Origin of the sequence: Nocardioides baculatus (genome assembly GCF_016735675.1) — a bacterium.
In the GTDB taxonomy this organism is placed as follows: Bacteria; Actinomycetota; Actinomycetes; order Propionibacteriales; family Nocardioidaceae; genus Nocardioides; species Nocardioides baculatus.
In genome coordinates this window covers 35,689-60,982 of record NZ_JAERSG010000005.1, presented here as the reverse complement: position 1 = coordinate 60,982, position 25,294 = coordinate 35,689, and the positions used below count along the sequence as shown (strand labels likewise).

The 25,294-nt window shown below is 70.7% G+C and carries 27 protein-coding genes; 12 read left to right on the top strand and 15 right to left on the bottom strand.

Annotation, left to right across the window (positions count from 1 at the left end; translation table 11 throughout):
* The first annotated feature begins 11 nt into the window (after positions 1-11).
* Both rfbB and JI751_RS15855 read left to right on the top strand, forming a co-directional pair.
* A complete protein-coding gene (gene rfbB, locus JI751_RS15860; RefSeq protein WP_201938821.1) occupies positions 12-1,010 on the top strand; it encodes a dTDP-glucose 4,6-dehydratase in 999 nt (332 codons plus the stop codon).
* Complete coding sequence (locus JI751_RS15855) at positions 1,007-2,431, top strand: sugar nucleotide-binding protein (RefSeq protein WP_201938820.1); 1,425 nt, start codon at positions 1,007-1,009, stop codon at positions 2,429-2,431. The genes rfbB and JI751_RS15855 overlap by 4 nt, the downstream gene beginning before the upstream one ends.
* Here JI751_RS15855 and JI751_RS15850 read toward each other — a convergent pair whose 3' ends face one another.
* The 4 genes from JI751_RS15850 to JI751_RS15835 form a co-directional block, all read right to left on the bottom strand.
* A complete protein-coding gene (locus JI751_RS15850; protein ID WP_201938819.1) occupies positions 2,432-2,728 on the bottom strand; it encodes a DUF2516 family protein in 297 nt (98 codons plus the stop codon).
* A 270-nt stretch (positions 2,729-2,998) separates the two neighbouring features.
* The gene (locus JI751_RS15845; protein ID WP_201938818.1) at positions 2,999-3,682 is read right to left on the bottom strand and encodes a hypothetical protein; all 684 of its coding nucleotides are present in this window, start codon (positions 3,680-3,682) and stop codon (positions 2,999-3,001) included.
* Positions 3,683-3,734: 52 nt separating this feature from the next.
* The gene (locus JI751_RS15840; RefSeq protein WP_201938817.1) at positions 3,735-4,145 is read right to left on the bottom strand and encodes a helix-turn-helix domain-containing protein; all 411 of its coding nucleotides are present in this window, start codon (positions 4,143-4,145) and stop codon (positions 3,735-3,737) included.
* Positions 4,146-4,239: 94 nt separating this feature from the next.
* Positions 4,240-5,205: an asparaginase gene (locus JI751_RS15835; RefSeq protein ID WP_201938814.1), complete on the bottom strand. Its 966-nt coding sequence runs from the start codon at positions 5,203-5,205 to the stop codon at positions 4,240-4,242.
* Positions 5,206-5,245: 40 nt separating this feature from the next.
* On the opposite strand from JI751_RS15835, the gene cysC reads away from it, so the two are divergent.
* From cysC to JI751_RS21935, 4 genes are all read left to right on the top strand, one after another.
* A complete protein-coding gene (gene cysC, locus JI751_RS21940) occupies positions 5,246-6,448 on the top strand; it encodes an adenylyl-sulfate kinase (RefSeq protein WP_201938813.1) in 1,203 nt (400 codons plus the stop codon).
* Complete coding sequence (locus JI751_RS15825; RefSeq protein WP_201938811.1) at positions 6,445-6,969, top strand: arsenate reductase/protein-tyrosine-phosphatase family protein; 525 nt, start codon at positions 6,445-6,447, stop codon at positions 6,967-6,969. The genes cysC and JI751_RS15825 overlap by 4 nt, the downstream gene beginning before the upstream one ends.
* A complete protein-coding gene (locus JI751_RS15820; RefSeq protein WP_236666399.1) occupies positions 6,969-7,976 on the top strand; it encodes a sulfite exporter TauE/SafE family protein in 1,008 nt (335 codons plus the stop codon). Before JI751_RS15825 ends, JI751_RS15820 begins: the two co-directional genes overlap by 1 nt.
* A gap of 303 nt (positions 7,977-8,279) precedes the next feature.
* Positions 8,280-8,966, top strand: a complete 687-nt coding sequence (locus JI751_RS21935; RefSeq protein WP_201938810.1) for an endonuclease domain-containing protein — start codon at positions 8,280-8,282, stop codon at positions 8,964-8,966.
* A gap of 90 nt (positions 8,967-9,056) precedes the next feature.
* Here JI751_RS21935 and JI751_RS15810 read toward each other — a convergent pair whose 3' ends face one another.
* Positions 9,057-9,896: a beta-keto acid cleavage family enzyme gene (locus JI751_RS15810; protein ID WP_201938809.1), complete on the bottom strand. Its 840-nt coding sequence runs from the start codon at positions 9,894-9,896 to the stop codon at positions 9,057-9,059.
* A gap of 17 nt (positions 9,897-9,913) precedes the next feature.
* On the opposite strand from JI751_RS15810, the gene dtd reads away from it, so the two are divergent.
* Positions 9,914-10,342, top strand: coding sequence for a D-aminoacyl-tRNA deacylase (gene dtd / locus JI751_RS15805; RefSeq protein WP_201938808.1), 429 nt, complete (start codon positions 9,914-9,916; stop codon positions 10,340-10,342).
* Positions 10,343-10,345: 3 nt separating this feature from the next.
* Here the strand turns inward: dtd and JI751_RS15800 are convergent, their stop codons facing one another.
* Complete coding sequence (locus JI751_RS15800) at positions 10,346-11,479, bottom strand: glycoside hydrolase family 16 protein (protein WP_201938807.1); 1,134 nt, start codon at positions 11,477-11,479, stop codon at positions 10,346-10,348.
* Between the two features lie 102 nt (positions 11,480-11,581).
* On the opposite strand from JI751_RS15800, the gene cysD reads away from it, so the two are divergent.
* The 3 genes from cysD to JI751_RS15785 all read left to right on the top strand — a co-directional run bounded on the left by cysD (position 11,582) and on the right by JI751_RS15785 (position 15,289).
* Positions 11,582-12,496, top strand: coding sequence for a sulfate adenylyltransferase subunit CysD (cysD, locus tag JI751_RS15795; RefSeq protein ID WP_201938806.1), 915 nt, complete (start codon positions 11,582-11,584; stop codon positions 12,494-12,496).
* On the top strand, positions 12,496-13,785 hold the full coding sequence (cysN, locus tag JI751_RS15790; RefSeq protein ID WP_201938805.1) for a sulfate adenylyltransferase subunit CysN: 1,290 nt from the start codon (positions 12,496-12,498) through the stop codon (positions 13,783-13,785). The genes cysD and cysN overlap by 1 nt, the downstream gene beginning before the upstream one ends.
* 145 nt (positions 13,786-13,930) lie before the next feature.
* Positions 13,931-15,289, top strand: coding sequence for a helix-turn-helix domain-containing protein (locus tag JI751_RS15785; RefSeq protein ID WP_201938804.1), 1,359 nt, complete (start codon positions 13,931-13,933; stop codon positions 15,287-15,289).
* A gap of 35 nt (positions 15,290-15,324) precedes the next feature.
* On the opposite strand, the gene JI751_RS21595 is transcribed toward JI751_RS15785, so the two are convergent.
* The 8 genes from JI751_RS21595 to JI751_RS15750 form a co-directional block, all read right to left on the bottom strand.
* Positions 15,325-15,447: a hypothetical protein gene (locus JI751_RS21595; protein WP_268929993.1), complete on the bottom strand. Its 123-nt coding sequence runs from the start codon at positions 15,445-15,447 to the stop codon at positions 15,325-15,327.
* Positions 15,448-15,945: 498 nt separating this feature from the next.
* Positions 15,946-17,433: a sensor histidine kinase gene (locus JI751_RS15780; protein WP_201938803.1), complete on the bottom strand. Its 1,488-nt coding sequence runs from the start codon at positions 17,431-17,433 to the stop codon at positions 15,946-15,948.
* 144 nt (positions 17,434-17,577) lie between these two features.
* Positions 17,578-17,880, bottom strand: coding sequence for a DUF1416 domain-containing protein (locus JI751_RS15775; protein WP_201938801.1), 303 nt, complete (start codon positions 17,878-17,880; stop codon positions 17,578-17,580).
* Positions 17,880-18,734 (bottom strand): sulfurtransferase, encoded by an 855-nt coding sequence (locus JI751_RS15770; RefSeq protein ID WP_201938800.1) that lies wholly within the window; start codon positions 18,732-18,734, stop codon positions 17,880-17,882. Before JI751_RS15770 ends, JI751_RS15775 begins: the two co-directional genes overlap by 1 nt.
* A gap of 41 nt (positions 18,735-18,775) precedes the next feature.
* Positions 18,776-19,249, bottom strand: coding sequence for a DUF4395 domain-containing protein (locus JI751_RS15765; protein WP_201938798.1), 474 nt, complete (start codon positions 19,247-19,249; stop codon positions 18,776-18,778).
* 284 nt (positions 19,250-19,533) lie between these two features.
* Positions 19,534-19,992, bottom strand: a complete 459-nt coding sequence (locus JI751_RS15760; RefSeq protein WP_201938797.1) for a TlpA family protein disulfide reductase — start codon at positions 19,990-19,992, stop codon at positions 19,534-19,536.
* 81 nt (positions 19,993-20,073) lie between these two features.
* Complete coding sequence (locus tag JI751_RS15755) at positions 20,074-22,233, bottom strand: hypothetical protein (RefSeq protein ID WP_201938796.1); 2,160 nt, start codon at positions 22,231-22,233, stop codon at positions 20,074-20,076.
* 189 nt (positions 22,234-22,422) lie between these two features.
* Positions 22,423-22,719 carry a MoaD/ThiS family protein gene (locus tag JI751_RS15750; protein WP_201938794.1) on the bottom strand — a complete coding sequence of 99 codons (297 nt, stop codon included), beginning with the start codon at positions 22,717-22,719 and terminating at the stop codon, positions 22,423-22,425.
* Positions 22,720-22,765: 46 nt separating this feature from the next.
* On the opposite strand from JI751_RS15750, the gene JI751_RS15745 reads away from it, so the two are divergent.
* Together JI751_RS15745 and mshD are read left to right on the top strand one after the other, a co-directional pair.
* Positions 22,766-23,491, top strand: a complete 726-nt coding sequence (locus tag JI751_RS15745; protein WP_201938793.1) for a response regulator transcription factor — start codon at positions 22,766-22,768, stop codon at positions 23,489-23,491.
* A gap of 13 nt (positions 23,492-23,504) precedes the next feature.
* Positions 23,505-24,314, top strand: a complete 810-nt coding sequence (mshD, locus tag JI751_RS15740; protein ID WP_201938792.1) for a mycothiol synthase — start codon at positions 23,505-23,507, stop codon at positions 24,312-24,314.
* Positions 24,315-24,330: 16 nt separating this feature from the next.
* Here the strand turns inward: mshD and ygfZ are convergent, their stop codons facing one another.
* Positions 24,331-25,266: a CAF17-like 4Fe-4S cluster assembly/insertion protein YgfZ gene (gene ygfZ, locus JI751_RS15735; RefSeq protein ID WP_201938791.1), complete on the bottom strand. Its 936-nt coding sequence runs from the start codon at positions 25,264-25,266 to the stop codon at positions 24,331-24,333.
* Positions 25,267-25,294: the final 28 nt, after the last annotated feature.

Here is a 25,294-nt window from a genome sequence, read left to right as displayed (position 1 = left end):
GACTCCCGGCCATGGAACGCCTTCTCGTGACCGGGGGCGCGGGGTTCATCGGATCGAACTTCGTGCACCACCTCGTCGAGCACACCGACTACCAGGTGACCGTCCTGGACAAGCTGACGTACGCCGCCTCGAAGGAGTCGCTGGCCGGCCTGCCGGAGGACCGGGTGCAGCTCGTCGTCGGCGACATCGCCGACGAGGACACCGTGGACCCGCTGGTCGCGGCCCACGACGCGGTCGTGCACTACGCGGCGGAGTCGCACAACGACAACTCGCTCAACGACCCGAGCCCGTTCATCAAGACCAACATCCTGGGGACCTACCAGATCCTGGAGTCGGTGCGGAAGCACGACAAGCGCCTCCACCACGTCTCGACCGACGAGGTCTACGGCGACCTCGAGCTCGACGACCCCAAGCGCTTCACCGAGGACACGCCCTACAACCCGTCGTCGCCCTACTCCGCCTCCAAGGCCGGCTCCGACCACCTGGTCCGCGCCTGGGTCCGCAGCTTCGGCGTGCGCGCGACGGTGTCCAACTGCTCCAACAACTACGGCCACTGGCAGCACATCGAGAAGTTCATCCCCCGCCAGATCACCAACGTCATCGACGGCATCCGCCCCAAGCTCTACGGCTCCGGCGAGAACGTCCGCGACTGGATCCACGCCGACGACCACTCCTCGGCCGTCCAGACGATCCTGGAGAAGGGCGAGATCGGCGAGACCTACCTGATCGGCGCCGACGGCGAGAAGAACAACCTCGAGGTCGTCCGCCTGATCCTCACGATGATGGGCAAGGGTGCCGACGAGTTCGACCACGTCAACGACCGCGCCGGGCACGACCTGCGCTACGCGATCGAGTCGGGCAAGCTGCGCCAGGAGCTCGGCTGGCAGCCGCGGTTCCAGGACTTCGAGTCCGGCCTGGCCGACACCATCGAGTGGTACCAGCAGCACGAGGACTGGTGGCGCCCGCACAAGGACGCGGTCGAGGCGAAGTACGCGGAGAAGGGCCAGTGAGCCTCCCCTCGCTGGAGGAGACGCCGATCCCCGGCCTCGTCGTCGTACGGCTCGACCGGCGCGACGACGACCGCGGGTTCTTCAAGGAGAACTGGCAGCGCGAGAAGATGCTCGCGATCGGCCTGCCCGACTTCGGTCCCGTGCAGAACAACGTCTCGTACAACAGCGACCGTGGCGTCACCCGCGGCATCCACACCGAGCCGTGGGACAAGTTCATCTCGCTGGCCACCGGCCGGATCTTCGGCGCGTGGGTCGACATGCGCCAGGGCGAGTCCTTCGGTGCCACCTTCACCCTGGAGATGGACACCTCGGTCGCGGTCTTCGTGCCGCGCGGTGTGGGCAACAGCTACCAGGTGCTCGAGGACGCGACGGCCTACACCTACCTCGTCAACGACCACTGGCGACCGGGGGTCGCCTACCCCGCGCTCGCCCTCGGTGACCCGACGGCCGCGATCGACTGGCCGATCCCGCTGAGCGAGGCGATCATCAGCGAGAAGGACCAGAACGCTCCCGCGCTCGACCCGAGCACCGCGATGGCGCCGAAGAAGACCCTCATCGTCGGTGCGCTCGGCCAGCTCGGTCGGGCGCTCCTCGCCGCCCACCCCGACGCCGACCGCGTCGACCTCGTCGAGGGCGAGGGCGTCACGTCGCTCGACCTCACCGATCCCGAGGCCGTCGAGGCCTGGCCCTGGCACGAGTACGCCGTCGTGCTCAACGCAGCGGCCTACACCGCCGTCGACGCCGCCGAGACCCCCGAGGGCCGGGTCGCCTCGTGGTCGGCCAACGCCACGATGCCCGCGATCCTCGCCGGCCTCGCCCGCGTGCACCGCTTCACGCTGGTGCACTACTCCTCCGACTACGTCTTCGACGGCACCGCCGCGCTCGACCCCGGGCACACCGAGGACGAGCCGCTGTCGCCGCTCGGCGTCTACGCGCAGTCGAAGGCGGCCGGCGACATCGCCGTCGGCCTGGCGCCGCGCCACTACCTGCTCCGCACGTCGTGGGTGATCGGCGAGGGCAAGAACTTCGTCCGCACCATGCGGTCGCTCGCGGAGAAGGGCGTCTCGCCGAGCGTCGTCGACGACCAGGTCGGTCGGCTGACCTTCACCGAGGAGCTCGTCCGCGCGACGCAGCACCTCTTCGACTCCGGCGCGGCCTACGGCACCTACCACCTCTCCAACGGTGGCTCCCCGATGTCGTGGCGCGAGATCGCCCAGGCGGTCTTCGAGCGCTCGGGCCGCAGCGCGGACGACGTCGCCGGCACCAGCACGACGGCGTACGCCGAGGGGGTGCTGGCGCAGGGCAACCCGTTCGCCCCGCGCCCGCTCAACTCGGCGATGTCGCTGGAGAAGATCCGGGCCACCGGCTTCGAGCCCGAGGACGCCCTCGTCGCCCTCGACCGCTACCTCGCCGCCGACTGATCAGCGGCGCCCGGACGTCACCTCGGCCAGCGCGGGGCGCACGTCGGCGATGTAGACGAGCGAGGCGATCGTGAAGACCAGGTGGATGATCCCGAGCGGCGACAGGCCGATCATGATCAGCTGGGCGGCGAAGCCCAGCCCGGTGATCGCGCACCAGGCCTGCTTGGTGAGCTTGCCGGCGGCCTCGTAGGCCTCGGTGGAGTAGCTGAGGGCGTTGATGAACGCGAAGCCCTTGATCGCGAGCAGCACCACGAGCACGACCAGCATGAGGGTGCTCTGGAACGCGTAGATGTTCACGGCCCCAGAGTAGGCGACGGACCGCGACCTCGGACATGCGAAGACCCCCGGCCGGTCGGCCGGGGGTCTCCGGGTGCGTTGGTCAACACGTGGCCGTCACGAGCGTCGTCCAGCGCGTGCGATGGCAAGGCAGACGAGCGAAGGCGTGGCGGAGCCACGTCGAGCCGAGGACAACGCCGCCAGCGTGCGTGATGGGCGGCGCGCAGGAGGCCGGGGGTTGACCGACGCGCCCTAGAACAGCGTCAGCTGGTCGACGTCGTCGACTGCTCTTCAGTCGCCGATCTTCTCGGCGGCGTCGGCGACGGCCTTGACGGCGTTGGACGCGGTCGCCTGGGCAGCGGTGGTGGTGGCCTTGGCGCTGCTCTGGGCGGCGGTCGTCTTCTTGGCCGCGGTCTTGCGGGCGGTCGTGGCGGACGCCTTCTTGGCGGCGGCGGAGCGCGTGGCCTTCTTCGCGGTCTTCTTCGGCTTCGGCGCGACCTTGGTGGCGGCGGTCTTGTCCGCGGCGGTGGCGTTGGCGTCGACGGCCTTCTTGGCCTGGGTCGCGGTGGTCTTCGCCTTGGTGGCCGTGGTCTTGGCGGACTTCACGGTGGCCTTGGTCGACTCCTGGCGGCGGATGCGGGTCACGAGGGACTCGCCGCGCTTGACCAGGTCGGTGTAGGTGGCGTTGGCGGCCGCGACGTTCTCGTCGACGAGGGTCGAGAGCTGGGTGGAGACCTTGGTCGGGTACGCCTTCGCCTCGGCCTGCAGCAGGCTCACGCGGGCCTCGATGGCGGAACGACGGGCCTTGGCCTCGGCCTTGGGGTCGAAGTTGCGCGCGTCCTTCTGGACGGCCGCGGCGCGCTTCTGGACGTCGGCGACGGCCTCACGGACGGCCTCGACGGCGAGGTCGGTGACACCGACGCCCGCGAGGAGGGGCTTGAGGGCCTCGGTCTTGATGTCGAACTTGGTGGCCATTGCTGGTCTCCTTCTGTGTGGTGGTGCAGGTCTGGATCAGGGGGCTGCAGGGTCAGGCAGGGTCGGTCGTGCTGTCGCGCTCGTTGAGCGCGAGGAACGAGGCGTACACGTCGAGCAGCGACTGCTTCTGCCGCTCGGTGAGCCCGGTGTCGGCGAGGACGGCGAGCTCGACGGAGCCCGCCTGGCCGGGGTCGGGGTGCACGATGCCGGCGCGGACGTAGAGCTGCTCGGCGGAGACGCGGAGCGCGCGGGCGAGCTGCTGGAGCACCTCGGCCGACGGCTTGCGCAGGCCGCGCTCGATCTGGCTCAGGTAGGGGTTGCTCACGCCCACCTGGTCGGCGAGCTGTCGCAGCGAGAGGCTGGCGCCCAGGCGCTGCTCCTTGAGGTAGTCGCCCAGCGAGCCCAGCGAACCGACGACGGTGGCACTCGCCTTCGTCGACTTGGTGCTCTTGTCCTTGGCCATGCCTCCAGTGTGCTAACTGTTGTTAGCAGAATCAAACTGAGAGGGGGTGACTGTCCTCACAGAGCCTATGTTTTACTTGTGTTCTCGGCGCTAGCTAGAAGGCAGCACGGATCATGCCGACGGGCTTCCCGCCGCCGAGCAGCTCGAGCCGACCGGTGGTCTCGACCGCCTCCACGTCCACGCCGTCGTCGGTCAGCACACCCGACCGGCGGAGCGCCTCGGCCATCAGGACCGGGCGCACCCGCGGCGCCCCGTCGTCCGTCTTGAGCGCCCAGGCACGACCGTCGGGCAGGGCCACGGCGTAGCAGGACTCCGCGCCCGCCTTGCCGATGAGGCCCGGGATCGCGCGGTGCAGGGCGAGCTCGTCGCGGGTCGTACCGCTGACGAAGTCGGGGTGCTGCCGGATCGCCTCGGCGACGCGGCGCTCGGCACCGTCGGTCGCCGTGGCGAGGGTCGCGAACGCTCGCGCCAGGCCCGTCAGCGACGTGGACAGCAGCGGCGCGCCGCACCCGTCGACGGCCACCGTGGTGACCGGCTCGCCCGTGATCCGCGCGAAGGTGTCGGTGATGGCGACCTGGAGCGGGTGCTCGGGGTCGAGGTAGGTGGCGGTGTCCCAGCCCTTCAGGACGCAGGTCGCGAGCATCGCGGCGTGCTTGCCCGAGCAGTTCATCAGGATCGACGACCGTGTCCCGCCGGAGCGGATCACCGCCTCGCGGGCGTCGTCGTCGAGGGGGTAGTCGGGCGGCGTCCGGAGCGCCGACTCGTCGAGGCCGGCGGACGCGAGCGTGCGGCGTACGCCCTCGACGTGGAACGGCTCGCCCGAGTGGGACGCGCACGCCAGCGCCAGCAGGTCCGCCGGGAGGTCGAGGCCGAGCTCGACCATGGCGAGCGCCTGGATGGGCTTGTTGCTGGACCGCGGCAGCACCGGCGCCACGACCTCGCCGACCGACCAGTCGACCGTCCCGTCGGCGGCCAGCGCCACGATCGAGCCGTAGTGGTGGCCCTCGACGAACCCGGAGCGGACGATCTCGGCGACGACGGGCAGACCGGCAGTAGGCATGGGCGCAGGCTACTCAGGGCCGTTCTGAGAGGATGCGCGGGTGATCCAGCACTGCCCGACGCCGACCGAGCTCGACGACCTGGAGCTCCTGGTCTCCGGCGCCTACGCCCCGCTCACCCGGTTCAACGAGCCCGGCAGCCCGGTCACCCTCGACCTCCCCGACGGAGCGACCGAGGCCGAGCTCGTCGACCCGGAGGGCCTGCCCCTCGCCCGGGTGTCGTCCCACGGCAGCCTGGAGCCGCTCACGCACGCCCAGTACGGCCCCTTCCGCCGGCTCCACCTCACGCCGGCCCAGGTGCGCGAGCAGCACGCCGGCGCCACCTTCGTCCCGGTCGTGGACGCGCTCAGCGACGCCGAGCTCGAGGAGGTGCGCGGCCTCGGCCGCGTGGTCCTCGTCGCGCTGACCGGGACCGGCACCGCCGACCTCTCCCCCGTCGCCCTCGTGCGGGCCTCCCTCGCAGCGGCCGATCTCCTCGACGACGCCCACGTGGTCGCCGTCCCCCTCCCGTCCCACGGCGACGCCGACGTCGACCACGAGCTCGGCGCCCAGGTGGTCGCGACCTACGCCGGCGACGACCCGGTGCACGCGCTGACCGAGCACCCGGACGACTCCTACCCGGCCGGGATCGCCGAGATCGTCGACGCCGACCGCCCCGAGCCGGAGGACCAGGGCCTCGTGCTCTTCTTCACCGGGTTGTCGGGGAGCGGCAAGTCGACCCTCGCCCGCGCCCTGATGGACCTGCTGCTCGAGCAGGGCGGCCGCACGGTCACCAGCCTCGACGGCGACGTCGTACGCCGCCACCTGTCCGCCGGGCTGACCTTCTCCAAGGCGGACCGCGAGACCAACATCCGCCGCATCGGCTGGGTCGCCGCCGAGATCGCCCGGCACGGCGGGGTCGCGGTGTGCTCGCCGATCGCCCCCTTCGCCGAGACCCGCGACCAGGTGCAGCAGATGGTCGAGGACGCCGGCGGTGCCTTCTTCCTCGTCCACGTCGCGACCCCGCTGGAGGAGTGCGAGCGCCGCGACCGCAAGGGGCTCTACGCCAAGGCCCGCGCGGGTGAGATCCCCGAGTTCACCGGCATCTCCTCGCCCTACGAGGAGCCGCAGGACCCGGCCGTGCGCGTCGACACGACCGGCCGCACCATCGAGGACGCGCTCGACGACGTGCTCATCGCCCTCGACGAGGCCCGCCTGCTCCACCTGCACGGCCTCCACCGGGGGCGGGGAGACGCGGGAGCATGACCGAGCCGCTCTCGGTGCTGTTCCTCTGCACCGCCAACATCTGCCGCTCGCCCGCGATGGAGATCATCGCGCGCGACCTGGCCGGCGACGCCGACATCGACTTCTCCAGCTCGGGGACCCACGCGCACACCGGTCACCGGATGAACCCGGTCCAGGCCGCGACCATCCCGCACCTCGACACCGCAGGCTTCCGCAGCCGGCGGCTCAAGCCCGACATGGTGGAGGGCGCCGACCTCGTGCTGACCGCAGAGTCGATCCACCGTCAGCACGTGCTGGACGACTACGCGCACCTGCACCGCAAGATCTTCACGCTCGGCCAGTTCGAGGCGGCGATCGCGGAGATCCCCGACCTGTCCGGCCGTGAGCTCGTGACCGCCGTCGGCCAGAAACGTCAGCCGGCGCACCCCGAGCTCGACGTCGCCGATCCCTATCGGCGTGGGGAGAAGGCAGCGGCCACCGCCACCGCCACAATCACTGAGATGTTGCGCGTCGTCGTCCCCCGTCTGACCGGAGACAGCTGATGGACTGGATCACCGTCACGTTCTTCTCGATCCTCGCTGCCGGCTTCTTCGTCGGCATCGTGGTCGGGCTGACCGGCATGGGTGGCGGTGCCCTGATGACGCCCGCCCTCATCTTCCTGGGCGTCGGCGAGGCGGCGACCGTCGTCACCGCCGACCTCACCGCCGCCGCGATCTACAAGACCGGTGGCGCGATCGTGCACAAGCGCGAGGGCTCGCCCAACATGCAGCTCGCCAAGTGGCTGATGATCGGGTCGATCCCGATGGCCCTGCTCGGCCCGCACCTCGTGGCGTGGGTGGTCGACCCGGAGGACATCGACGACACCCTCAAGCTCTGCATCGGCTTCGCGCTGCTGCTGGCAGCACTGACGTACGCCCTGCGGCTCTACCTCAACCTCCTGCGGGTCCGCGGCGGCGACCACCCCGACGACAACCCGGCGATCCGGCCGATCCCCACGCTGCTCGTCGGTGCGCTGGGCGGCCTGCTCGTCGGCATCACCAGCGTCGGCTCCGGCTCGGTCATCATGATCGCGCTGCTGATGCTCTACCCCGGCCTCTCCGCCGTACGCCTCGTCGGCACCGACCTCGTGCAAGCGGTCCCGCTGGTCCTGGCCGCGGCGATCTCCAACATCGCCCTCCACGGTCTCGACTGGGCGATCCTGGTCCCGCTGGTGATCGGCTCGGTCCCCGGCACCCTCATCGGCTCCGCCATCGCCCCGCGCGTCCCGCAGTCGTTCATCCGGCGCGGCATCGTCGTCGTCCTGACGATGAGCGGCGTCGCGCTGCTCGACAAGGCCGGCTGGGCGCCGCTCGGCGCCGGCGAGGACGAGACGCATCCGATGCTGATCGCCGGCGTCGGCCTCTTCGTCCTGCTGGTGCTCCCCGTCGTGTGGGGCTTCATCCGCAAGTCCCAGGGGCTGCCCATGTTCGGCTCGCCCACGATCGCGCAGCTCGAGGACCCGGGCTACCGACCAGGGGTCGTCGGGATGAAGAAGGTCGACGACTCCTGACGTCGCGGGCCGGTCCGGTCGGCCCGACTTCGCCGGTCGCGGCGTGTCGCCCACGTCGTACGGCGTGTCGGGGCCGCGTGCCGCCGCACGTGGCCCCTGTGGAGAACCGTTCGCGCTCGCTGGGCGCCCTGACGAGACTTCCGGCATGGACCCGGTTGCCGCGCTGACCCGCCTCGGCGGGATCGGCTCGACGGCAGATCTCCTGAGGCTGACGACCCGCAAGCGGCTGCGCCGTGCCGTGCCGTGGCGCATGGTCGCGTCACCCACGTCTCCCGCGGTCGCTATGCCGTCTCGGGCGGTGACGTGGCCCGAGCGATCGCGATGGAGGTGGACGGTCACCTGCGCCTTCTCAGCGCCGCCGCGCACTGGGGCTGGGAGGTGAAGTGGCCCGCCAGGTGGCCGGAGCTCGCTGTCGCCGCCCCGCCCGGCACACCGGTCGACGCCTCGGTGACGGTGCAACACCTGGCCCGCACCGAGGTCGATGGATGGGCCACCAGCAAGGTGCGAACAGTGCTGGACTGCGCCGCCTCCCTGCCCTTCGACGAGGCGCTCGCCGTCGCGGACTCGGCTTTGAGGCACGGCGACGTCACCGAGGACGACCTCGTCGCCGCCGCTGACCTCGCGTCCGACGCCGTCCGGCTCGTGGTCGAGCACGCCACGCCCCTGTCAGCCAACCCCTTCGAGTCGGTGCTGCGGGCGATCCTCGTCGAGGCGGGCATCGACATGGTTCCGCAGTGGGCGACCACCATCGGCGGCATCACCTACCACCCCGACCTGGCCGACCCGTTCGCCGGCGTCGCGGTCGAGGCCAACTCGTGGGCGCACCACGCGACCAAGGCCGACCACGACGCCGACTGCCGCCGCTACAACGCGCTCGTGACCCACGGGTGGGTCGTGCTCCGGTTCACCTGGGAGCAGGCGATGTTCGCACCGCAGGAGGTCGTCGACACCGTCCGCCGCGCCTACACGCTGCCCGCGATCGCGGCGTGAGGGCCGGATCCGGGTTCGGATCGTCCGCTGCCACGGCGTGTCATCGAGGCCGTACGGCGTGTCGCGACCGCCGCCGACCTCGATCGGCCCTCAGGACAGGCCGAGGAGCTCCCGGCAGTGGGCGGGCGACATCGGCGTGCGCTGGGCGATCCGGCCGAGGTCGACGGCGCGCTCGACGAGCTGGGCGTTGGAGTCGACGGGCACGCCGCGGCTGATGGTGAGCACATCCTCCATCCCGACCCGCAGGTGGCCGCCCATCGAGAGGGAGGCCATGGCCACGGCGAGCGTCGAGCGGCCGATGCCCGTGGCGGACCACGAGGTCACCTCGGGCGGGAGCGCGGCCACGCCGGCGACCAGCGCCGGGGTGGTGCCGGGCATGCCGCCGGGGACGCCCATCACGAAGTCGACGTGGACCTTGCCGCCGGCGGGGACGCCGTACTCACGGACCAGGCGTCCGAGGGCGTGCACCTGACCGAGGTCGAAGAGCTCGAACTCCGGCGCGACGCCCCGCTCGAGGGCGAGCTGGTAGAGGTCCTTCACGAACGGCCAGGGGTTGAGGAAGACGTCGTCGCCGAAGTTCGTCGTGCCCATGGTCAGGCTGCACGAGTCGGGCTCGGCGTCGAGCACCCGGAGCCGCTCGTCGAGCGGGTCGTGCACCGAGCCGCCCGTCGAGAGCTGGACGACGAGCGACGACGACTCACGCACCGCGGCCACCCACTCGCGCAGCAGCGACTGGTCGAGGGTGGGCGCGTGCGAGGTGTCGCGCACGTGGATGTGGATCATCGCGGCGCCGGCCGCCTCGCACTCGGCCGCGGTGCGGGCGATCTCCTCCGGGGTGGTGGGGAGCTGCGGGCAGTCGGCCTTGGCGGTCTCGGCGCCGGTGGGTGCGACCGTGATCAGCAACGACTCTGCAGGGACCTGGGGGGACATGGCGGCATCCTTGCACCATGCGCGCAGTCATCCAGAGGGTCCTCTCCGCCAGCGTCCGCGTCGACGGCGAGGTCGTCGGCGAGCTCGACGGTCCGGGCCTCCTCGTCTACCTCGGCGTCACCCACGACGACGGCGACACGGAGGTCGCGTGGACGGCCCGGAAGATCTGGGACCTGCGGCTGCTGCGCGAGGAGAAGAGCGCCAGCGACGTCGCCGCGCCGGTGCTGGTCGTCAGCCAGTTCACGTTGTACGGCGACGCGCGCAAGGGGCGGCGGCCGACCTGGCAGGCGGCCGCGCCGGGGCCGGTGAGCGAGCCGCTCTACGACGCGGTCTGCGCCGAGCTCGAGCGACTCGGTGCCCGCGTCGAGCGCGGCCGCTTCGGCGCCGACATGCGGGTGGAGAGCGTCAACGACGGGCCGATCACGCTCGTCCTGGACTCGGTCTGACCGTCAGGGACCGGTCGCCCAGACCCGCGCCCAGTCGACCTCCATCGACTCCGGCAGCTCACCGTTGAAGCGCGGCAGCTCGTAGTCGGAGGAGAGCAGGCTCAGGATGAGGAACTCCTCGCGGCCGGAGGTCTCGCCCTCGAGCCGCTGGGTGACCTGGCCGTCGATCCGGAAGACGTACTCGCTCGGAGTCCACTCGACGGAGAACACGTGGTACTGGTCGGCCCAGTCGTCGCCGAGCTCGTCGACGTCGGGCAGCCAGCCGCCGACGGTCTGCTTCTTGCCGGCCTTGTCGAGGTAGTAGGTGAAGCTGGTGAGGCCGCCCTCGGGGTGGTCGTCGCCGAAGTACTCCATGATGTCGATCTCGGCGCCGCCTGCCTTGGGCCCGCCGGTCTGCTGCCCGCCGACCGCCTGCATCCAGAAGGCGGCGTGCTGGCCGCGCGCGGACTGCGTACGGATCCGGGCCGCCGCGTAGCCGTAGGTGAAGCCGTAGGTGCCCTCGGTGCCGACGTGGCCGTTGAGCCGCTGGGGGAACCGCTTGCGGCGCCCGGGCAGCTGGCACTCACCACCGTCGGGGTCCTCGAGCACGCTCAGCACCAGCACGCCGTCGGTGACCTCCGCGGCGCTGGCGTCGGCGCGCGAGCACTGCCGCACGCCGGTGAAGCCCTGGGCGCGGGTGTGCCAGGTCGAGTCCTTGCCGTCGACGTCGTCCTCGTCGAAGTCGTCGGTGAACGTCGCCTCGGGGGCGTCGTCGGTCGAGACCTCGGTGCCGATCGCGTCGGCGCCGTCGCCCGCGACGACGGTGAGCTTGCCGGCCGTGTCGCTGGTCAACGACACGTGGCCGTCCGCGTCGGTCTCGGCGTCCGAGACCGACTCCCACTGGCCATCGGCCTTGGCGAGGAGGGTGACGGTCGTGCCTTCGTCCACGCCGTCGATCGTCGCGTCGACGACCCACAGCGCGTCGTCCGCGGCCTCGACGTCCTCGCCGTTGGCGGCGATCTGGGGCAGCACGCGCGCCTGCACGTCGTCGCTGGTGCGGTAGACCGGCGCCTCGCCGTCGCTGCTCGGCGACGAGGAGCAGGCGACAGTGACACTGGCCACTGCGAGGAGGGATGCGAGTCGGGTGGTACGGCTCATCCGGCGAGTCTCCCCGACACCCTCTCGCGAGCGCGAATCGTCCGTGGGGACGCCCGTCGCTACGATGTTGGCTGCTGTCCCGAGAGAGGCCCTCCCTGCGTCATGACCACCACCCACGTCGACTACCAGCTGAGCCAGCTGGACCAGCTCGAGGCGGAGTCGATCCACATCTTCCGTGAGGTCGCCGCCGAGTTCGAGAAGCCGGTCCTGATGTTCTCCGGCGGCAAGGACTCCATCGTCATGCTCCGCCTCGCGGAGAAGGCGTTCTTCCCGGCCAAGCTGCCCTTCCCGCTGCTCCAGGTCGACACCGGCCTCGACTTCCAGGAGGTGCTCGACACGCGGGACTCGTGGGTCGAGCGGCTCGGCGCGCGGATGATCGTCGCCACCATCGACGAGGCGATCGCCGCCGGCCACGTCGTCGACGACGGCAAGACCAGCCGCAACCGCATGCAGATCGGCACGCTGCTCGGCGCCATCGAGGAGAACGGTTTCACCGCCGCCTTCGGTGGGGGTCGCCGCGACGAGGAGAAGGCCCGCGCCAAGGAGCGCGTCTACTCCCACCGCGACGACTTCGGCCAGTGGGACCCCAAGATGCAGCGCCCCGAGCTGTGGAGCCTCTACAACGGGCGCATCCACGCCGGCGAGCACATGCGGATCTTCCCGCTGTCCAACTGGACCGAGCTGGACATCTGGCACTACATCCACCGCGAGCAGATCGAGATCCCGTCGATCTACTTCGCCCACGAGCGCGAGGTCATCGCGCGCGACGGCATGCTGCTGTCGCTCGGCGAGGAGATCCAGCCCAAGGGCAACGAGACGGTCGAGAAGAAGATGGTCCGCTTCCGCACGGTCGGGGACCGCACCCAGACCGGCTGCGTGGAGTCCGAGGCCACCGACACCGCCGCCATCATCGATGAGATCGCCATCGCCCGGGTCACCGAGCGCGGCGCCACGCGTGGCGACGACCGTTTCTCGGAGGCGGCCATGGAAGACCGCAAGAAGGAGGGCTACTTCTGATGGCCAGCACTGACCCCCACACCGCCGCCCAGGGCGAGATGGACCTGCTCCGCTTCGCCACCGCGGGTTCCGTCGACGACGGCAAGTCGACCCTGATCGGGCGCCTGCTCCTCGACTCCAAGTCGATCTTCGAGGACCAGCTCGAGGCCGTGGAGTCGACCAGCCAGTCCAAGGGCTACGACTACACCGACCTGGCGCTGCTGACCGACGGGCTGCGCTCCGAGCGCGAGCAGGGCATCACGATCGACGTGGCCTACCGCTACTTCGCGACGCCCAACCGCAAGTTCATCATCGCCGACACCCCGGGCCACATCCAGTACACCCGCAACATGGTGACCGGCGCCTCGACCGCCGACCTGGGCCTGGTCCTCGTCGACGCCCGCCAGGGCCTCACCGAGCAGTCGCGCCGCCACGCGGTGCTGCTGTCGCTGCTGCGCGTCCCGCACCTCGTGCTGGCGATCAACAAGATGGACCTCGTCGACTGGTCGGAGGAGGTCTACGAGAAGATCCACCGCGAGTTCACGACCTTCGCGACCAAGCTCAACATCCCCGACCTCGAGGTCATCCCGATCTCGGCGCTGCAGGGCGACAACGTCGTCAACCGGTCCGAGAACACCCCGTGGTACTCCGGTCCGACTCTCATGCACCACCTCGAGCACGTCCACGTCGCCTCCGACCGCGACCTCGTGGACACCCGCTTCCCGGTGCAGTACGTCATTCGCCCCAAGTCCGACCAGTACCACGACTTCCGTGGCTACGCCGGCCAGGTCGCCGGTGGCGTGCTCAAGAAGGGTGACGAGGTCGTCGTGCTGCCCAGCGGCATGACCTCGACCATCTCGCGCGTCGAGCTCTTCGACAACGAGGTCTCCGAGGCGTTCCCGCCGATGTCGGTGACCGTCCACCTCGAGGACGACGTCGACGTCTCGCGCGGCGACATGATCGCCCGGCCCAAGAACGCCCCGAAGCCGAGCCAGGACATCGACGCGATGGTGTGCTGGATGACCAACGAGCCGCTGCGCCCGCGCCAGAAGCTCGCGATCAAGCACACGACCCGCACGGGCCGCGCGATGGTCAAGGACATCCAGTACCGCCTCGACGTGAACTCGCTGCACCGCGACCAGGAGGCGGGCGAGCTCGGTCTCAACGAGATCGGCCGCGTCCAGCTGCGCACCACGGTGCCGCTGCTGTGCGACCCCTACTCCAAGAACCGGACCACGGGGTCGTTCATCCTGATCGACGAGGCGACCGGCGTGACCGTCGGCGCGGGCATGATCAACAGCGGCAGCTGAGCGTAGAAAACCGCAAGACGCACGGCGTTCTCTCTGGGTTCGCCGTACCGACGCGGTGCCGAGGCAACCGGTGCGCAGGGTCTCCTAAGTTAATACTTGACTGAATTCGCCTGTTTTGCGGCAAACGTGCCGCAGAATGACCCTCATGGACTCGCGACTTGCGGCTGTGCTGGCGCAGACCGACCGTGTGGAGCTGGGCGGACGGCTGCGTTCTGCGCGCCAGGCCAGCGGTCTCACGCAGGGTGAGGTCGCCGAGGACGTGATGTCGGTGGCCTACCTGTCCCGGATCGAGTCGGGGCACCGCCAGCCCACCGCGCTCGCGCTGGAGGCTCTGGCGGTCCGCCTCGACGTCTCCGTCGAGTCCCTGCTCGGAGTCGCCGACCGTCGCGAGGTCGACGAGATGCGCCTCGCGCTCGACTACGCCGAGCTCTCCCTCGAGTCCGGCCAGCCGCATGACGCCGAGAAGCACCTCAGCAAGGCGCTCGACGCCCTCGCGAGCAAGGAGATGGAGGGCATGCGCGAGCGCGCCCGCCTGCTCCACGCACGTGCCCTGGAGGCCACCAACCGCGAGGACGACGCCGTCCTGGAGCTCGAGTCCCTCCTCGAGGACGCGCACACCAACGGCATGACCAAGATCAAGGCCGGCATCGCGCTGAGCCGGATCTACCGGGAGACCGGCGACCTCGGCCGCGCCATCGAGTGCGGCGAGCGCGTCATCTCCCAGATCGAGGACGCCGGCCTCGGCGCCAGCGACGAGGCCGTGCAACTCGCCGTCACGGTGGCGGCCGCGCACTTCGAGCGCGGTGACACCTCCCACGCCGTGCGGCTGTGCCGCAAGGCCATCGCACGCGCCGAGTCGCTCGGCTCACCGAGGGCTCGTGCCTCGGCCTACTGGAACGCCAGCGTCATGCAGGGCAGGCGTGGCGATGCCGCGGCGGCCGTGCCTCTCGCGGAGCGCGCCCTCGCGCTCATGAGCGAGGGCCAGGACGCGCGCAACCTGGCCCGCCTGCGCACCGAGGTGGGACGGCTCCAGCTCGAGCTCGACCCGCCTGCTCTGGCCGACGCGCGCCACAACTTCGAGCAGGCCGCCTCCGACATGAAGTGGAGCAGCGCCAGCCCGATCGACGTCGCCTACACCCTGCTGGGCCTGGCCCGAGTGGCATTCATCGCCGGCGACCTCGCGGAGAGCCGCGACCTGGTGGCCCAGGTGCACACGACGACGGAAGGACATGCGCCGATCGTCGAGGCAGAGGCGCTCACCCTCGAAGGGCGGACGCACGCGGCTGAGGGCGAGACGGATCGCGCCGCCGCGTGCTACCAGAATGCCGTGCTCCGTTTGTCGGCCATCGGCTCCGACCAAGAGGCAGCCCAGCTGTGGTTCGACCTCGCCGACCTCCTGCACGGAGTCGGTCTGCACGAGGACGCGCTGGATGCCTACCGCCGGGCGGCGGTGTCGTCCGGTCTGCGGGCGCGCGTCACGGCGACGACGTACGCCCGCAGCTGAGACCTCGAGCCGTCAGGCTCGGCTCACCGAACGGTTCAGCAGCACCAGACGCTGCGCGCGGTCTGCTTGGCAGGCGCGGCGTCAGCGGGGACGGTCATGCCGGCGACGCCGACGATCGCGATGAGGGCAACGACGAGGCGGGGGGCCTTGGTCTTCATGTGGGTCTCCAGGGTTTGTTGTGCTGTGTGGGGTTGGTGAGCAGCGTCCCGAGAGAAAGCTGTCGAAAGAAATAGTCCCAAAACCTGTGCAGAGTGTGTCGTGCTTTGGCAAACTTAGGCAAGAGCCGTTGGCAAATGCTCCTGATGGCAGTTGTTGGCGACAGCCTCGCGGGATGGCCCCCACCTCGCGAGACACGCACCGGACCCCACCCGGTACGCGCCCGGACCCCCCGCACACGTGCGGGGGGTCCTCGCGTTTCCCGGGCGTCGCCACTGGTGTTTCACGCCTGTGGGTGCCCTCACCGTAGGAGCAGACGGCCCCGCCCGAGCCGCCCTGGGCGATACCTGCGGCCAAACTGGGCCGGACCGATCCGGGCGCTCAAGAAGGAATGGGTGCTGGTCTGGACCGGACGCGCGTGATTGCGTCGTCGGCGGGGCGGCTCGATACGGATAACCGCTGCCCGGTCCCTTAGCCGGAGGCGGTCGACCGGACGGTCCCTACCGGGGCAGCGCCACGCGGACGGTCGTGCCCTCGCCCGCCACGCTGGCGACGGTCACGTCGCCACCGTGGGCCTCCACGATCATCTGCACGATGGTCAGGCCCAGCCCCGTCCCGCCGACGAGGCGTCGCCGGGCGTTCTGGCCGCGGAAGAAACGGTCGAAGACCTCGGGGACGTCGGCGGCGTCGATGCCCTCGCCGTCGTCGGCCACGGTGATCACGACGCCGGCCTCCGTGTCCTCGAGGGACACGTCGACACGACCTTCCGGGCGGCTGTAGCGGATGGCGTTGGCGAGGAGGTTGTCGAGGACCTGGCGCAGCCGGATCCCGTCGGCGTGCACCTCGACGGCGGCCGGGTGCTCGCTGGCGATCCGGACCCCGGCTCCGGCGGCGTCCACGTCGGCAGCGTCGACGGCCTCGCGCAGCACCCGGACGAGGTCGACGCGGTGGGGGTCGATCACGGATGACCCGGAGGACGCGCGGGTGGAGAAGATCAGGTCCGCGACGAGGTGCGAGAGCCGCAGCATGTTGCGCCGGGCCGCCGTCACCTGCTGGCGGGCCTCGGGCACGGCCTCGATCGACTCGTCGAGCAGCTCGAGGTAGGCCAGCGCCGACGTGAGCGGCGTACGCAGCTCGTGGGAGACCGTCGACACGAACTCGTCCTTCACTCGGGTCGCCAGGATCACCTGGGTCACGTCGTGGTAGGCCAGCACCGCGCCCGTGAGGACCCCTGAGCGGTCCGTCACGACGCGTGCCGAGACCGACAGCGCCCGCCGGGTCGCCGGGTCTTCACCGATCCAGATGAGCAGGTCGTCGAACTCCGCACCTCCGCCCGCGACCGCCCGGGCGCAGGGGAACTGGTCGAACGACAGGGCGTGCTGCTGGTCGGCGTCGTACACGAAGCCGGGCTGGCCGGCACGACCGCCGTGACCGTCGGGGAACGCGATGTCGAGCAGCTCCTGCTGGCGTCGGTTCCACGCGCTGTAGGTGCCGTCGACGTCGACGAGCAGCAGTCCCACGGAGACGCTGTCGAGGATCGCCTGGCCCTTGCTCAGCAGGTCGTGGGTGGCCTCCTCGGCGGCGTCGAGCCGCTCCGCGAAGGCGTGCACCTCGGTGCGGTCGATGATCTGCATGATGAACTGCAGCGGCGCACCCTCCGTGTCGCGCAGCAGGAGTGCCGACAGCTCGCCCTGGAGGAGGCTGCCGTCGGAGCGGAAGCACCGCTTGCGCACGCGGTAGGACGTCGTCGAACCGGCCATCGCCTGCCGCATGAGGTCGAGGTCCGTGGCGAGGTCGTCAGGGTGGGTGAGGTCGGCCACGGAGCGGTGCACCAGGTCTGCCGGGGCGTAGCGCAGCATCTCTCCGAGTGCCGCGTTGGCAGCCAGGATCTCGCCGTCCGGCGAGACCAACGCCATCCCGACCGGGGAGTGCTCCATGGTGAGGCGCCACAGCTCCCCCGTGTCGAGGACACCGGCGTGAGCATCCACGACGGCCCTCCCTCCCGATACCCGAGATTCCACGGTACGTCCGGTTCAGGCTTCCTCCGTGGCTTGCCCGGAATCGCGGCGAAAATGCGGAAACCGCCCCGTACGACGAGCGTTCGGGGCGGTCTCCTCGATCAAGCGTCCGGTCTAGGCCGAGACGAGCACCTGCACCTCGGCCACCGAGCCGGTGGTCGCCGTGACGGCCGTGTCCACGGGCTCGGACTTGGGAGCCAGCGTCCGCAGGGTCCACTCGCCGTCGCCGGCGAAGAACCGGAAGTGACCGGTGGCCGAGGTGGGGACCTCGGCGGTGAACTCACCGGTGCGGTCGAGCAGGCGCACGTAGGCGTTGCCGACGGGCTCGCTGCCCCGCAGGACCTGGCCCTGGATCACGGCCTCCTTGGCGACGTTGACGCCGTCGAGCGACAGCCCGCCCTCGGTCGCGCCGCACATCAGGCGTCCGCCTTGCCGGGCTCGTCGCCGAGGGCGACGGGGACGCCGACCAGCGAGCCGTACTCGGTCCACGAGCCGTCGTAGTTCTTGACGTTCTTGCGGCCCAGCAGCTCGGTCAGCACGAACCAGGTGAGCGACGAGCGCTCACCGATGCGGCACAGGGCGATGGTGTCCTTCTCGGTGTCGAATCCGACCTCGTCGTAGAGGGCGGCCAGCTCGTCGTCGGACTTGAAGGTGCCGTCGTCGTTGGCGTTCTTGCTCCACGGCACGTTGACCGAGGTGGGGATGTGGCCGGCGCGCTGGGCCTGCTCCTGCGGAAGGTGGGCCGGGGCGAGCAGCCGGCCGGCGTACTCGTCAGGGCTGCGCACGTCGACCAGGTTCTGCGTTCCGATGGCCGCGACGACCTCGTCACGGAAGGCACGGATCGAGGCGTCCTGCTCGGTCGCGGTGTACGACGTGGTGGCGCGCGACGGCAGCGCGTCGGTCAGCTCGCGGGAGTCGAGCTCCCACTTCTTGCGGCCACCGTCGAGCAGCTTGACGTCGGAGTGGCCGTAGAGCTTGAAGTACCAGTAGGCGTAGGCGGCGAACCAGTTGTTGTTGCCGCCGTAGAGCACGACGGTGTCGTCGTTGGAGACGCCGCGCTCGGAGAGGAGGGCCTCGAACTGCTCCTTGTTGACGAAGTCACGGCGGACCTGGTCCTGGAGGTCGGTGGTCCAGTCGAGCTTGATGGCTCCCCGGATGTGGCCCTTGTCGTAGGCGGTGGTGTCCTCGTCGACCTCGATGAGGACGATGCCATCGGTGTCGAGGTTGTCCTCGACCCACTGGGCGGTGACGAGCGTGTTCTCGCGGCTCATGGTGGGTGTGCTCCTTGTGGTGGTGAACAGTCAGGTGTCGATCAAGCGGTTGCGATGACGCGGCGGATGAGCAGGTAGACCTCGCATCCCAGGCAGAAGGCGAAGACGGCGTTGAGCAGGGCGGCGACGAGTGCGGCACCCACGGCGACCTGGGCGACGAGGCCCGCGCCAGCCAGGAAGGCGACCAGCCCGACGAGCGTGAAGGCCAGGCCGACCCCCTGGGCGAAGCGCGGCGGCTCAGGCGCCTCCAGCTCGGCGGGCGGCGCCAGCCGCGGGCGGACGAACGTACGGAACAGCCAGGCGTGCGGGGTGGCCTGTACGCCACGCACCGCGCCGATCCCGAACAGGACCGCCTGCACGGCGAGCAGCACCGTCGCGGCGGGCTGCGGCAGCAGCAGGACGGCGACCAGCACCACCGCGGTGATGCCGGCCGCGAGCTGCGGGCCGCGCGGGTCGACGCCGCGGACGGGGCGGTCGACGCCGGACCCGGCGTGGGGCGATGCGGTCGTGGTCATGTCTCTCCTGAGGTGGTCGGCGCAGCACAAGGGCCGGGCACGCCGGGGCGTGGCCCGGCGCTGGATCCCACCGTGGAGCATAGTCCAGTAATTACATGGACTTTATGGCTCAGTTGAGCGGCGGGACCGCTACGACATTCGACACAGCGCCGAGCGCACGCGGCAGTGGTCCACTGCGCGGCGCTTGGTGAGCATGGTCGAGGACATGCGGACGACAGTAGGCGACTCCGGGCGACGATCCGCGCGCTGTCTCGTCATGTGGTCACTCCATCCACATCGTGAGATCACAGACGTGCCAGTGCGCTCAGGACCTGGTCGCGCGTAGGCGCTCCGGTCGCTCGAGTGACCTCGGCGCCGGTCGCGTCGAGGACGACCGTCGTGGGCGTACGCAGGATCGACAGGGCCCGGGTCGCGTCGAGGTGGTGCTCGGCGTCGACCTCCACGTGCGCCACCCCGTCGACCAGACTGGCGACCTCGGCGAGCACGCGGCGCGTCGCCCGGCAGGGCGCGCAGAAGGCGCTGGAGAACTGGAGCAGCGTGGCCCGGTCCCCCAAGGGCTCGCCCAGCGCGGCGACCAGGTCGGCAGCGGGCCGCTCGGCGGGTGCGTCGTCGGGAGGAGCGACAGCCCCGGAACGGCGTACGGCGTGGGTGCCGCGGAAACGACCGTCGGTGGCGAGCCGCCACAGCCCGAACGCGAGCGCCAGCGCAACGGCCGTGACGGCGATCCAGGCTCCGGAGGTCATGCAGCCTCCAACGCCGACGGCCCCCGCGGGTGTTCCCGCAGGGGCCGTCGTGTGTCGCTCTGGGCGAGCGCGGAGCGCTGATCAGCGCTTGAGCTTGACCTTCTTCTGGATGTCGCCAGAACCGACCTTGCCCTTGCCCTTCACGGTGAAGACGAGCTTGTGCTTGCCCTTGCCGAGCGCCTTCGTGAAGCGGACGACGCCCTTGCCGTTGGCGATCTTGCCCTTGCCGAGCTTCTTGAGCTTGTCGTCACCGTTCTTCTTGGTGCCGACGATCTCGAACACCTTCACGGTGGCCTTGACCTTCTTGGCCTTGAGCGGCTTCACCTTCAGCGTGATCGCCGCGGACTTCTTCGAGACCTTGGCCTTCACCTTGGGCTGGTAGCCGACCTTGGGGGTCGACTTCGTGACGGCCTGCCCCTGGGCGAAGCCGGCGTCGTTGGTGACGCGACCGATGAGCTTCTTGCCGAGGAGCTTCTTGGTCACCTTGAACGACGGACCGGTGCCCACGACGGTGCTGCCGACCAGCCACTCGTAGGTGAACCGCGAGGTGTCCTCGGTGTTCCACGCGCCCTCGTCGAGGCGGACGGTCTTGCCGACCCACGCGCCGCCCTTGACCTCGGGCCGCTCGATCGCCTTGACCTGCTTGCTCAGCACCGCGGAGATCCCCGTGACCATCTGGCCCGGCTTCACGGTGATGGTGACCGCCTCGTCGGGGGTCGCGTTCTTCCACCACTGCGTGACGTGGTCGGTGGCCGAGAATCGCACCGTGTAGGTGCCGGCCCACAGCGAGCGCTGGTCGTACGAGCCATCGCCGAGGATCTCGTCGGCGAAGCTGTCGTCCTTGCCGGCGTCGAAGAAGGTGACTCCCGCGCCGTCGGGACGGCCGCCGGCCTCGCTGGTGACAGCGCCGCTCACGCCGCCCGCGACGGGCAGGACGACGTCGAGCGTGCTCGGCGCCACGCCGACAGGAGCTGCGGTGTTGTAGCCGACCTTGTTGCCCGACCACGTCGTACGACGGGCGAAGTCGCCGTCCTCGCGCGGGCTCTCGCCCACGACCTGGATCTTGAACTCCGTCTCGCCGGGGACCTTGTCGAGCTGGGTGAAGTAGTACTGGCCGGTCCGGCTGCTCACGGTCGAGGCGACGACCTTGGCGGACTTCGGGTCGGCTGGGGTGTCCCAGAGGTTGATCTCGTAGCCCACACCGAGGTTGCCGAGCTCGTCGCGGACCGTGCCGCTGACGTCGACACCCTGCGGGGCGGCGGCGGGAGCGGCCGCGAGGGCCGCGTCGACGCCGGTCACGGCCTGGCCGGGAGCGACCGTGACGACGTTGGGCGACGTGCTGGAGTTCAGCGGCACGTTGTTCCAGTACTCACCGGTGAATTCACCGATCGGGTCCTCGAAGGAGACGATGTTGTCGCCGGTGCCCGCGCCCTCGATCGTGTACACGCCGTTCGAGTCGGTGAAGTCGCACGTGTTGCCGCTGTTGCTGGCGCTCGCGCACGCCTCGACGCGGTAGAGGGGCGCGCCTGCTTCGTTGGTGACCCGGCCCGAGATCGACCCGGCGGGTGCGAGCGACACGACGCCGATGTCGGCGCCGGCGGAGGTGGGCGTCACGGCATCGGCGCTCGCGAACGTCGCCTTGTCGTTGTACCACTCACTGGCGAGGGACTTCCCGGTCGACGGGTCGGTGCCGCGGACGAAGACCTTGACGGACGCCGCGCTCGTGTAGACGGGCACCCGGAACGCGCCGGAACGGTCGATCGGCGCACTGCCGATCTGGCTTCCGGTCGTGGCGTCGTACGCCTCGACGTAGCCCTGCCGGACCACGCGGCCGTCGTTGGTGCGGACCGCGCCGACGACATTGGGGCGGCGCTCGATGGTCCACGGGGCCAGAGTCTGGGCGGCACCCGCGACCGTGACGACGTCGGCCGTGGCGAGGTCGACCTTGTCGCGGTAGTACTCGGTGACGTAGTCGTTGTTGAACAGCGAGTTGGAGAACTCGAGCTTGTAGCCACCGTCGTTGAGCGGGATGTCGAACGTGCCCGCCTGCGTGTCGTAGGAGCCGACCTCGTCGCCGGCGCTGGTGAAGACGGTGATCGTGCCGTCGACGTAGTTGCCGGCAGCATCGATGGTGCTGCCGCTGACCATCACGGCGGCGTTGGCCGGCGCGACGGAGATGGTGCTCAGTGCTGCCGTGGCGAGCGCTCCCGCGGCCACGACCGAGACGAGGCGCGAACGCACCCCTGACCCAGCTTGCATGGTGTTTCCCCCTTGACGAACGGATCACTGCAGGGGGCCGCGCGAGCCCGTACGACGACGCAGTGCGTCGCCGACCGGCACGTCCCCCGTGCGGAGCCATGGGACTCCGAACGGGGAGCATCATGGCCCACTCCCGTCACTCCCCAAACATGGGGTCGTGGGATTTCTTGCTCACCCGCCGGCAAAGGGCGGCAGCAGCTCGACGACCGACCCCGGTGCCACGACCACGGTCGCCGGGTCCTGCGAGCGGACCGGGCGGTCACCGAGGAGGACCGAGCACACGGCCACCGTGCGCGACATCCGGTCGTCGGGGTGGCGCTCGAGCACGAGCGAGACGACGTCGGCCAGGGTCACGTCGCCGTCGACGTCGAAGGAGTCCTCGGCCGTGCCCGCGGCGGCGCGGGCTCCTGCCCAGTAGCGCACGGTGACCGTCTCACGACTCCCGTCACGCCCGCTCGCTGCTTCCATGCGGGATATCCTTCCTCATCGCCCCAGCACCCGAGGAGGTCCGGCCATGAGTGCACTCCTGCTGCTGACGGGCGCGCTCCAGCCCTCGGCGGAGGTGCTGCCGGGGCTGGCCCTGCTCTCGCACACCGTGAAGATCCTGCCCGCCCAGGGCAGCGCGTTGCTCGACGCTCCCCCAGCCGACCTGGTCCTCGTGGACGGCCGCCAGGACCTCGCCGCGGCGCGTGACCTCTGCCGGCTCATCCGGACGACCGGCGCCGATGCCCCGGTGCTCCTCGTCGTCACCGAGGGCGGCCTGGCCGTCGTCGCGCACGACTGGGGCATGGACGACGTGGTGCTCCACACCTGCGGGCCGGCCGAGCTCGAGGCGCGGATCCGGCTGGCGATCGGCCGCGCCGGCGCCGAGGCCGCGGACGACCCGTCGGCCCACGTGATCCACCGGGGCGAGGTCGTCGTGGACGACGCGACCTACACGGCCCGCATCGGCGGCCGCCCCCTCGACCTCACCTACAAGGAGTTCGAGCTCCTCAAGTACCTCGCCCAGCACCCCGGCCGCGTCTTCAGCCGCGAGCAGCTGCTGCAGGAGGTCTGGGGCTACGACTACTTCGGCGGCACCCGCACCGTCGACGTGCACGTGCGGCGGCTGCGCGCCAAGCTCGGCACCGAGCACGAGCATCACATCGGCACGGTCCGCAACGTCGGCTACCGCTTCGTGGTGCCCTCGCGCGAGACGTCGTCGGAGACTTCCGGAAGCACCGCACGCACCGACGCCTGACTAGGTTGGGGCCATGGACACCGCCGCCGAGGTCACCCGTATCGCGGACGCCGCCGAGGCCGCTGACGGCGCCTCGCCGCTCGACGAGGCTGCCCGGATGGCGCTCGCCGACGGCGTCGCCACGGTCACCGTCGCGGACGGCGGTTTCACCCTGCTGCACGACGGCGACCTCAGCCTCGCGGTGCACCCCGACTCGCGGGGGCGCGGCGTGGGCGGCGACCTGCTGCAGCGCGTGGCGTCGTACGACGGCGCGCTGGTCGCGTGGTCGCACGGCAACCACCCGGCCGCGGCGCGGCTCGCGAGGGCGTACGGATGGGAGCGGGTCCGCGACCTCTGGGTGATGCGGCGCCCCACCTCGCTGCCGCTGCCGCCGCTCGACTCCCCCGAGGGCCTGCGGATCCGGTCCTACACCGACGCGGACGCCGACGCGATCGTCGCGGTCAACGCGGCCGCGTTCGCGAGCCACCCGGAGCAGGGCGCGATGGACCGCGACAACCTGGCTCGCCGGATGGCCGAGCCGTGGTTCGACCCCGCCGGCCTGCTGGTGGCGGAGGACGCCTCGGGGGTGCTGGGGTTCCACTGGACCAAGCAGCACGACGCCGCGCTGGGTGAGGTGTACGTCGTCGGCGTCTCACCGCAGGCCCAGGGCCGCGGTCTCGGGCGGCTGCTCACGCTCGCCGGGCTCCACCACCTCGCCGGCCTCGGCGTCGACGAGGTGCTGCTCTACGTCGAGTCCGACAACGCACCGGCCGTGGCCGTCTACTCCCGCCTCGGTTTCGGGCACGCGGACGCGGACACCCACGTGCAGTACCGCCGCCCCTGACCAGGCGGGCGGGCGCTCAGCGAAGGGGGCGGACGTGCAGGCCGACCTCGGGGTCGACGATGACCTCCTGCGCGGCGGGCATCTCGTCGACCGTCAGCGTCGCGTCGACCGGGACGTTGCGCTTGACCAGGGCGAGCGCGATCGGGCCGAGCTCGTGGTGGCGCGCGCTCGAGCCGACGAAGCCGATGTCGCGACCGTCGTGGGACACGGGCGACCCGACGGGCGGCAGCCGGTTCTCGGAGCCGTCGAGGTGCAGCAGCACCAGCCGGCGGGGCGGGCGGCCGAGCGTGTGGACCCGCGCCACCGTCTCCTGGCCGCGGTAGCAGCCCTTGTCGAGGTGGACCGCCGGGCCGATCCAGCCGACCTCGTTGGGGATCGTCCGGTGGTCGGTGTCCAGGCCGAACCGCGGCTCACCGCGCTCGATCCGCAGCGCCTCGAAGGCCCAGAGCCCCGCCGCCGGCCCGGCCGCTTCGGCGTACGCCTCGAGCTTGTCGCGGGGCACGAGGTCGTAGCGGCCGGCGCCGTCACCCGGTCGCCACATCACGGCGAGGTCGTCGACGAGCGACACCTCGGCGCGGGTCATGAACTTCATCCGCTCGAGCCACTCGACGAGGGCCGCACCCGCGCCGGGCTCGGCGTGGGCGGTGAATGCCTCACCGTCGTCGACGCCTGCGAAGGCGTGCTCGACGTGGCCCTGCGGGCTCAGCACGAGGGCCTGCGTCCAGGTGCCGGGCGCGAGGCCGTCGAAGTACTGGGTGGTGAGGTTGTGCAGCCAGCTCAGCCGCTCGGGCCCGGAGATGCGGAGGACGTCGCGGTGGGACAGGTCCACGAAGCCGTCGCCCTGCGCCAGCGTCCGCTGCTCGGTGTTGAACGAGCCGTAGTGCGCGGCGACCGCGGCGTCGATGCCGTCGCCGGCGACGGCGCCGGGGAGGGCGAGGAGGGGGCTGGACATGCCTCCGAGTCTAGGCCGCGACCCACAG

Bases quoted from the DNA above. Each gene is read 5' to 3' on its own strand.
- rfbB (WP_201938821.1), top strand. From the start codon at position 12: ATGGAACGCCTTCTCGTGACCGGGGGCGCGGGGTTCATCGGATCGAAC.
- JI751_RS15845 (WP_201938818.1), bottom strand. From the start codon at position 3,682: ATGGCCACCAAGTTCGACATCAAGACCGAGGCCCTCAAGCCCCTCCTC.
- JI751_RS15840 (WP_201938817.1), bottom strand. From the start codon at position 4,145: ATGGCCAAGGACAAGAGCACCAAGTCGACGAAGGCGAGTGCCACCGTC.
- JI751_RS15835 (WP_201938814.1), bottom strand. From the start codon at position 5,205: ATGCCTACTGCCGGTCTGCCCGTCGTCGCCGAGATCGTCCGCTCCGGG.
- JI751_RS15825 (WP_201938811.1), top strand. From the start codon at position 6,445: ATGACCGAGCCGCTCTCGGTGCTGTTCCTCTGCACCGCCAACATCTGC.
- JI751_RS15820 (WP_236666399.1), top strand. From the start codon at position 6,969: ATGGACTGGATCACCGTCACGTTCTTCTCGATCCTCGCTGCCGGCTTC.
- JI751_RS15810 (WP_201938809.1), bottom strand. From the start codon at position 9,896: ATGTCCCCCCAGGTCCCTGCAGAGTCGTTGCTGATCACGGTCGCACCC.
- dtd (WP_201938808.1), top strand. From the start codon at position 9,914: ATGCGCGCAGTCATCCAGAGGGTCCTCTCCGCCAGCGTCCGCGTCGAC.
- JI751_RS15800 (WP_201938807.1), bottom strand. From the start codon at position 11,479: ATGAGCCGTACCACCCGACTCGCATCCCTCCTCGCAGTGGCCAGTGTC.
- cysD (WP_201938806.1), top strand. From the start codon at position 11,582: ATGACCACCACCCACGTCGACTACCAGCTGAGCCAGCTGGACCAGCTC.
- cysN (WP_201938805.1), top strand. From the start codon at position 12,496: ATGGCCAGCACTGACCCCCACACCGCCGCCCAGGGCGAGATGGACCTG.
- JI751_RS15785 (WP_201938804.1), top strand. From the start codon at position 13,931: ATGGACTCGCGACTTGCGGCTGTGCTGGCGCAGACCGACCGTGTGGAG.
- JI751_RS21595 (WP_268929993.1), bottom strand. From the start codon at position 15,447: ATGAAGACCAAGGCCCCCCGCCTCGTCGTTGCCCTCATCGCGATCGTC.
- JI751_RS15775 (WP_201938801.1), bottom strand. From the start codon at position 17,880: ATGTGCGGCGCGACCGAGGGCGGGCTGTCGCTCGACGGCGTCAACGTC.
- JI751_RS15770 (WP_201938800.1), bottom strand. From the start codon at position 18,734: ATGAGCCGCGAGAACACGCTCGTCACCGCCCAGTGGGTCGAGGACAAC.
- JI751_RS15765 (WP_201938798.1), bottom strand. From the start codon at position 19,249: ATGACCACGACCGCATCGCCCCACGCCGGGTCCGGCGTCGACCGCCCC.
- JI751_RS15760 (WP_201938797.1), bottom strand. From the start codon at position 19,992: ATGACCTCCGGAGCCTGGATCGCCGTCACGGCCGTTGCGCTGGCGCTC.
- JI751_RS15750 (WP_201938794.1), bottom strand. From the start codon at position 22,719: ATGGAAGCAGCGAGCGGGCGTGACGGGAGTCGTGAGACGGTCACCGTG.
- JI751_RS15745 (WP_201938793.1), top strand. From the start codon at position 22,766: ATGAGTGCACTCCTGCTGCTGACGGGCGCGCTCCAGCCCTCGGCGGAG.
- mshD (WP_201938792.1), top strand. From the start codon at position 23,505: ATGGACACCGCCGCCGAGGTCACCCGTATCGCGGACGCCGCCGAGGCC.
- ygfZ (WP_201938791.1), bottom strand. From the start codon at position 25,266: ATGTCCAGCCCCCTCCTCGCCCTCCCCGGCGCCGTCGCCGGCGACGGC.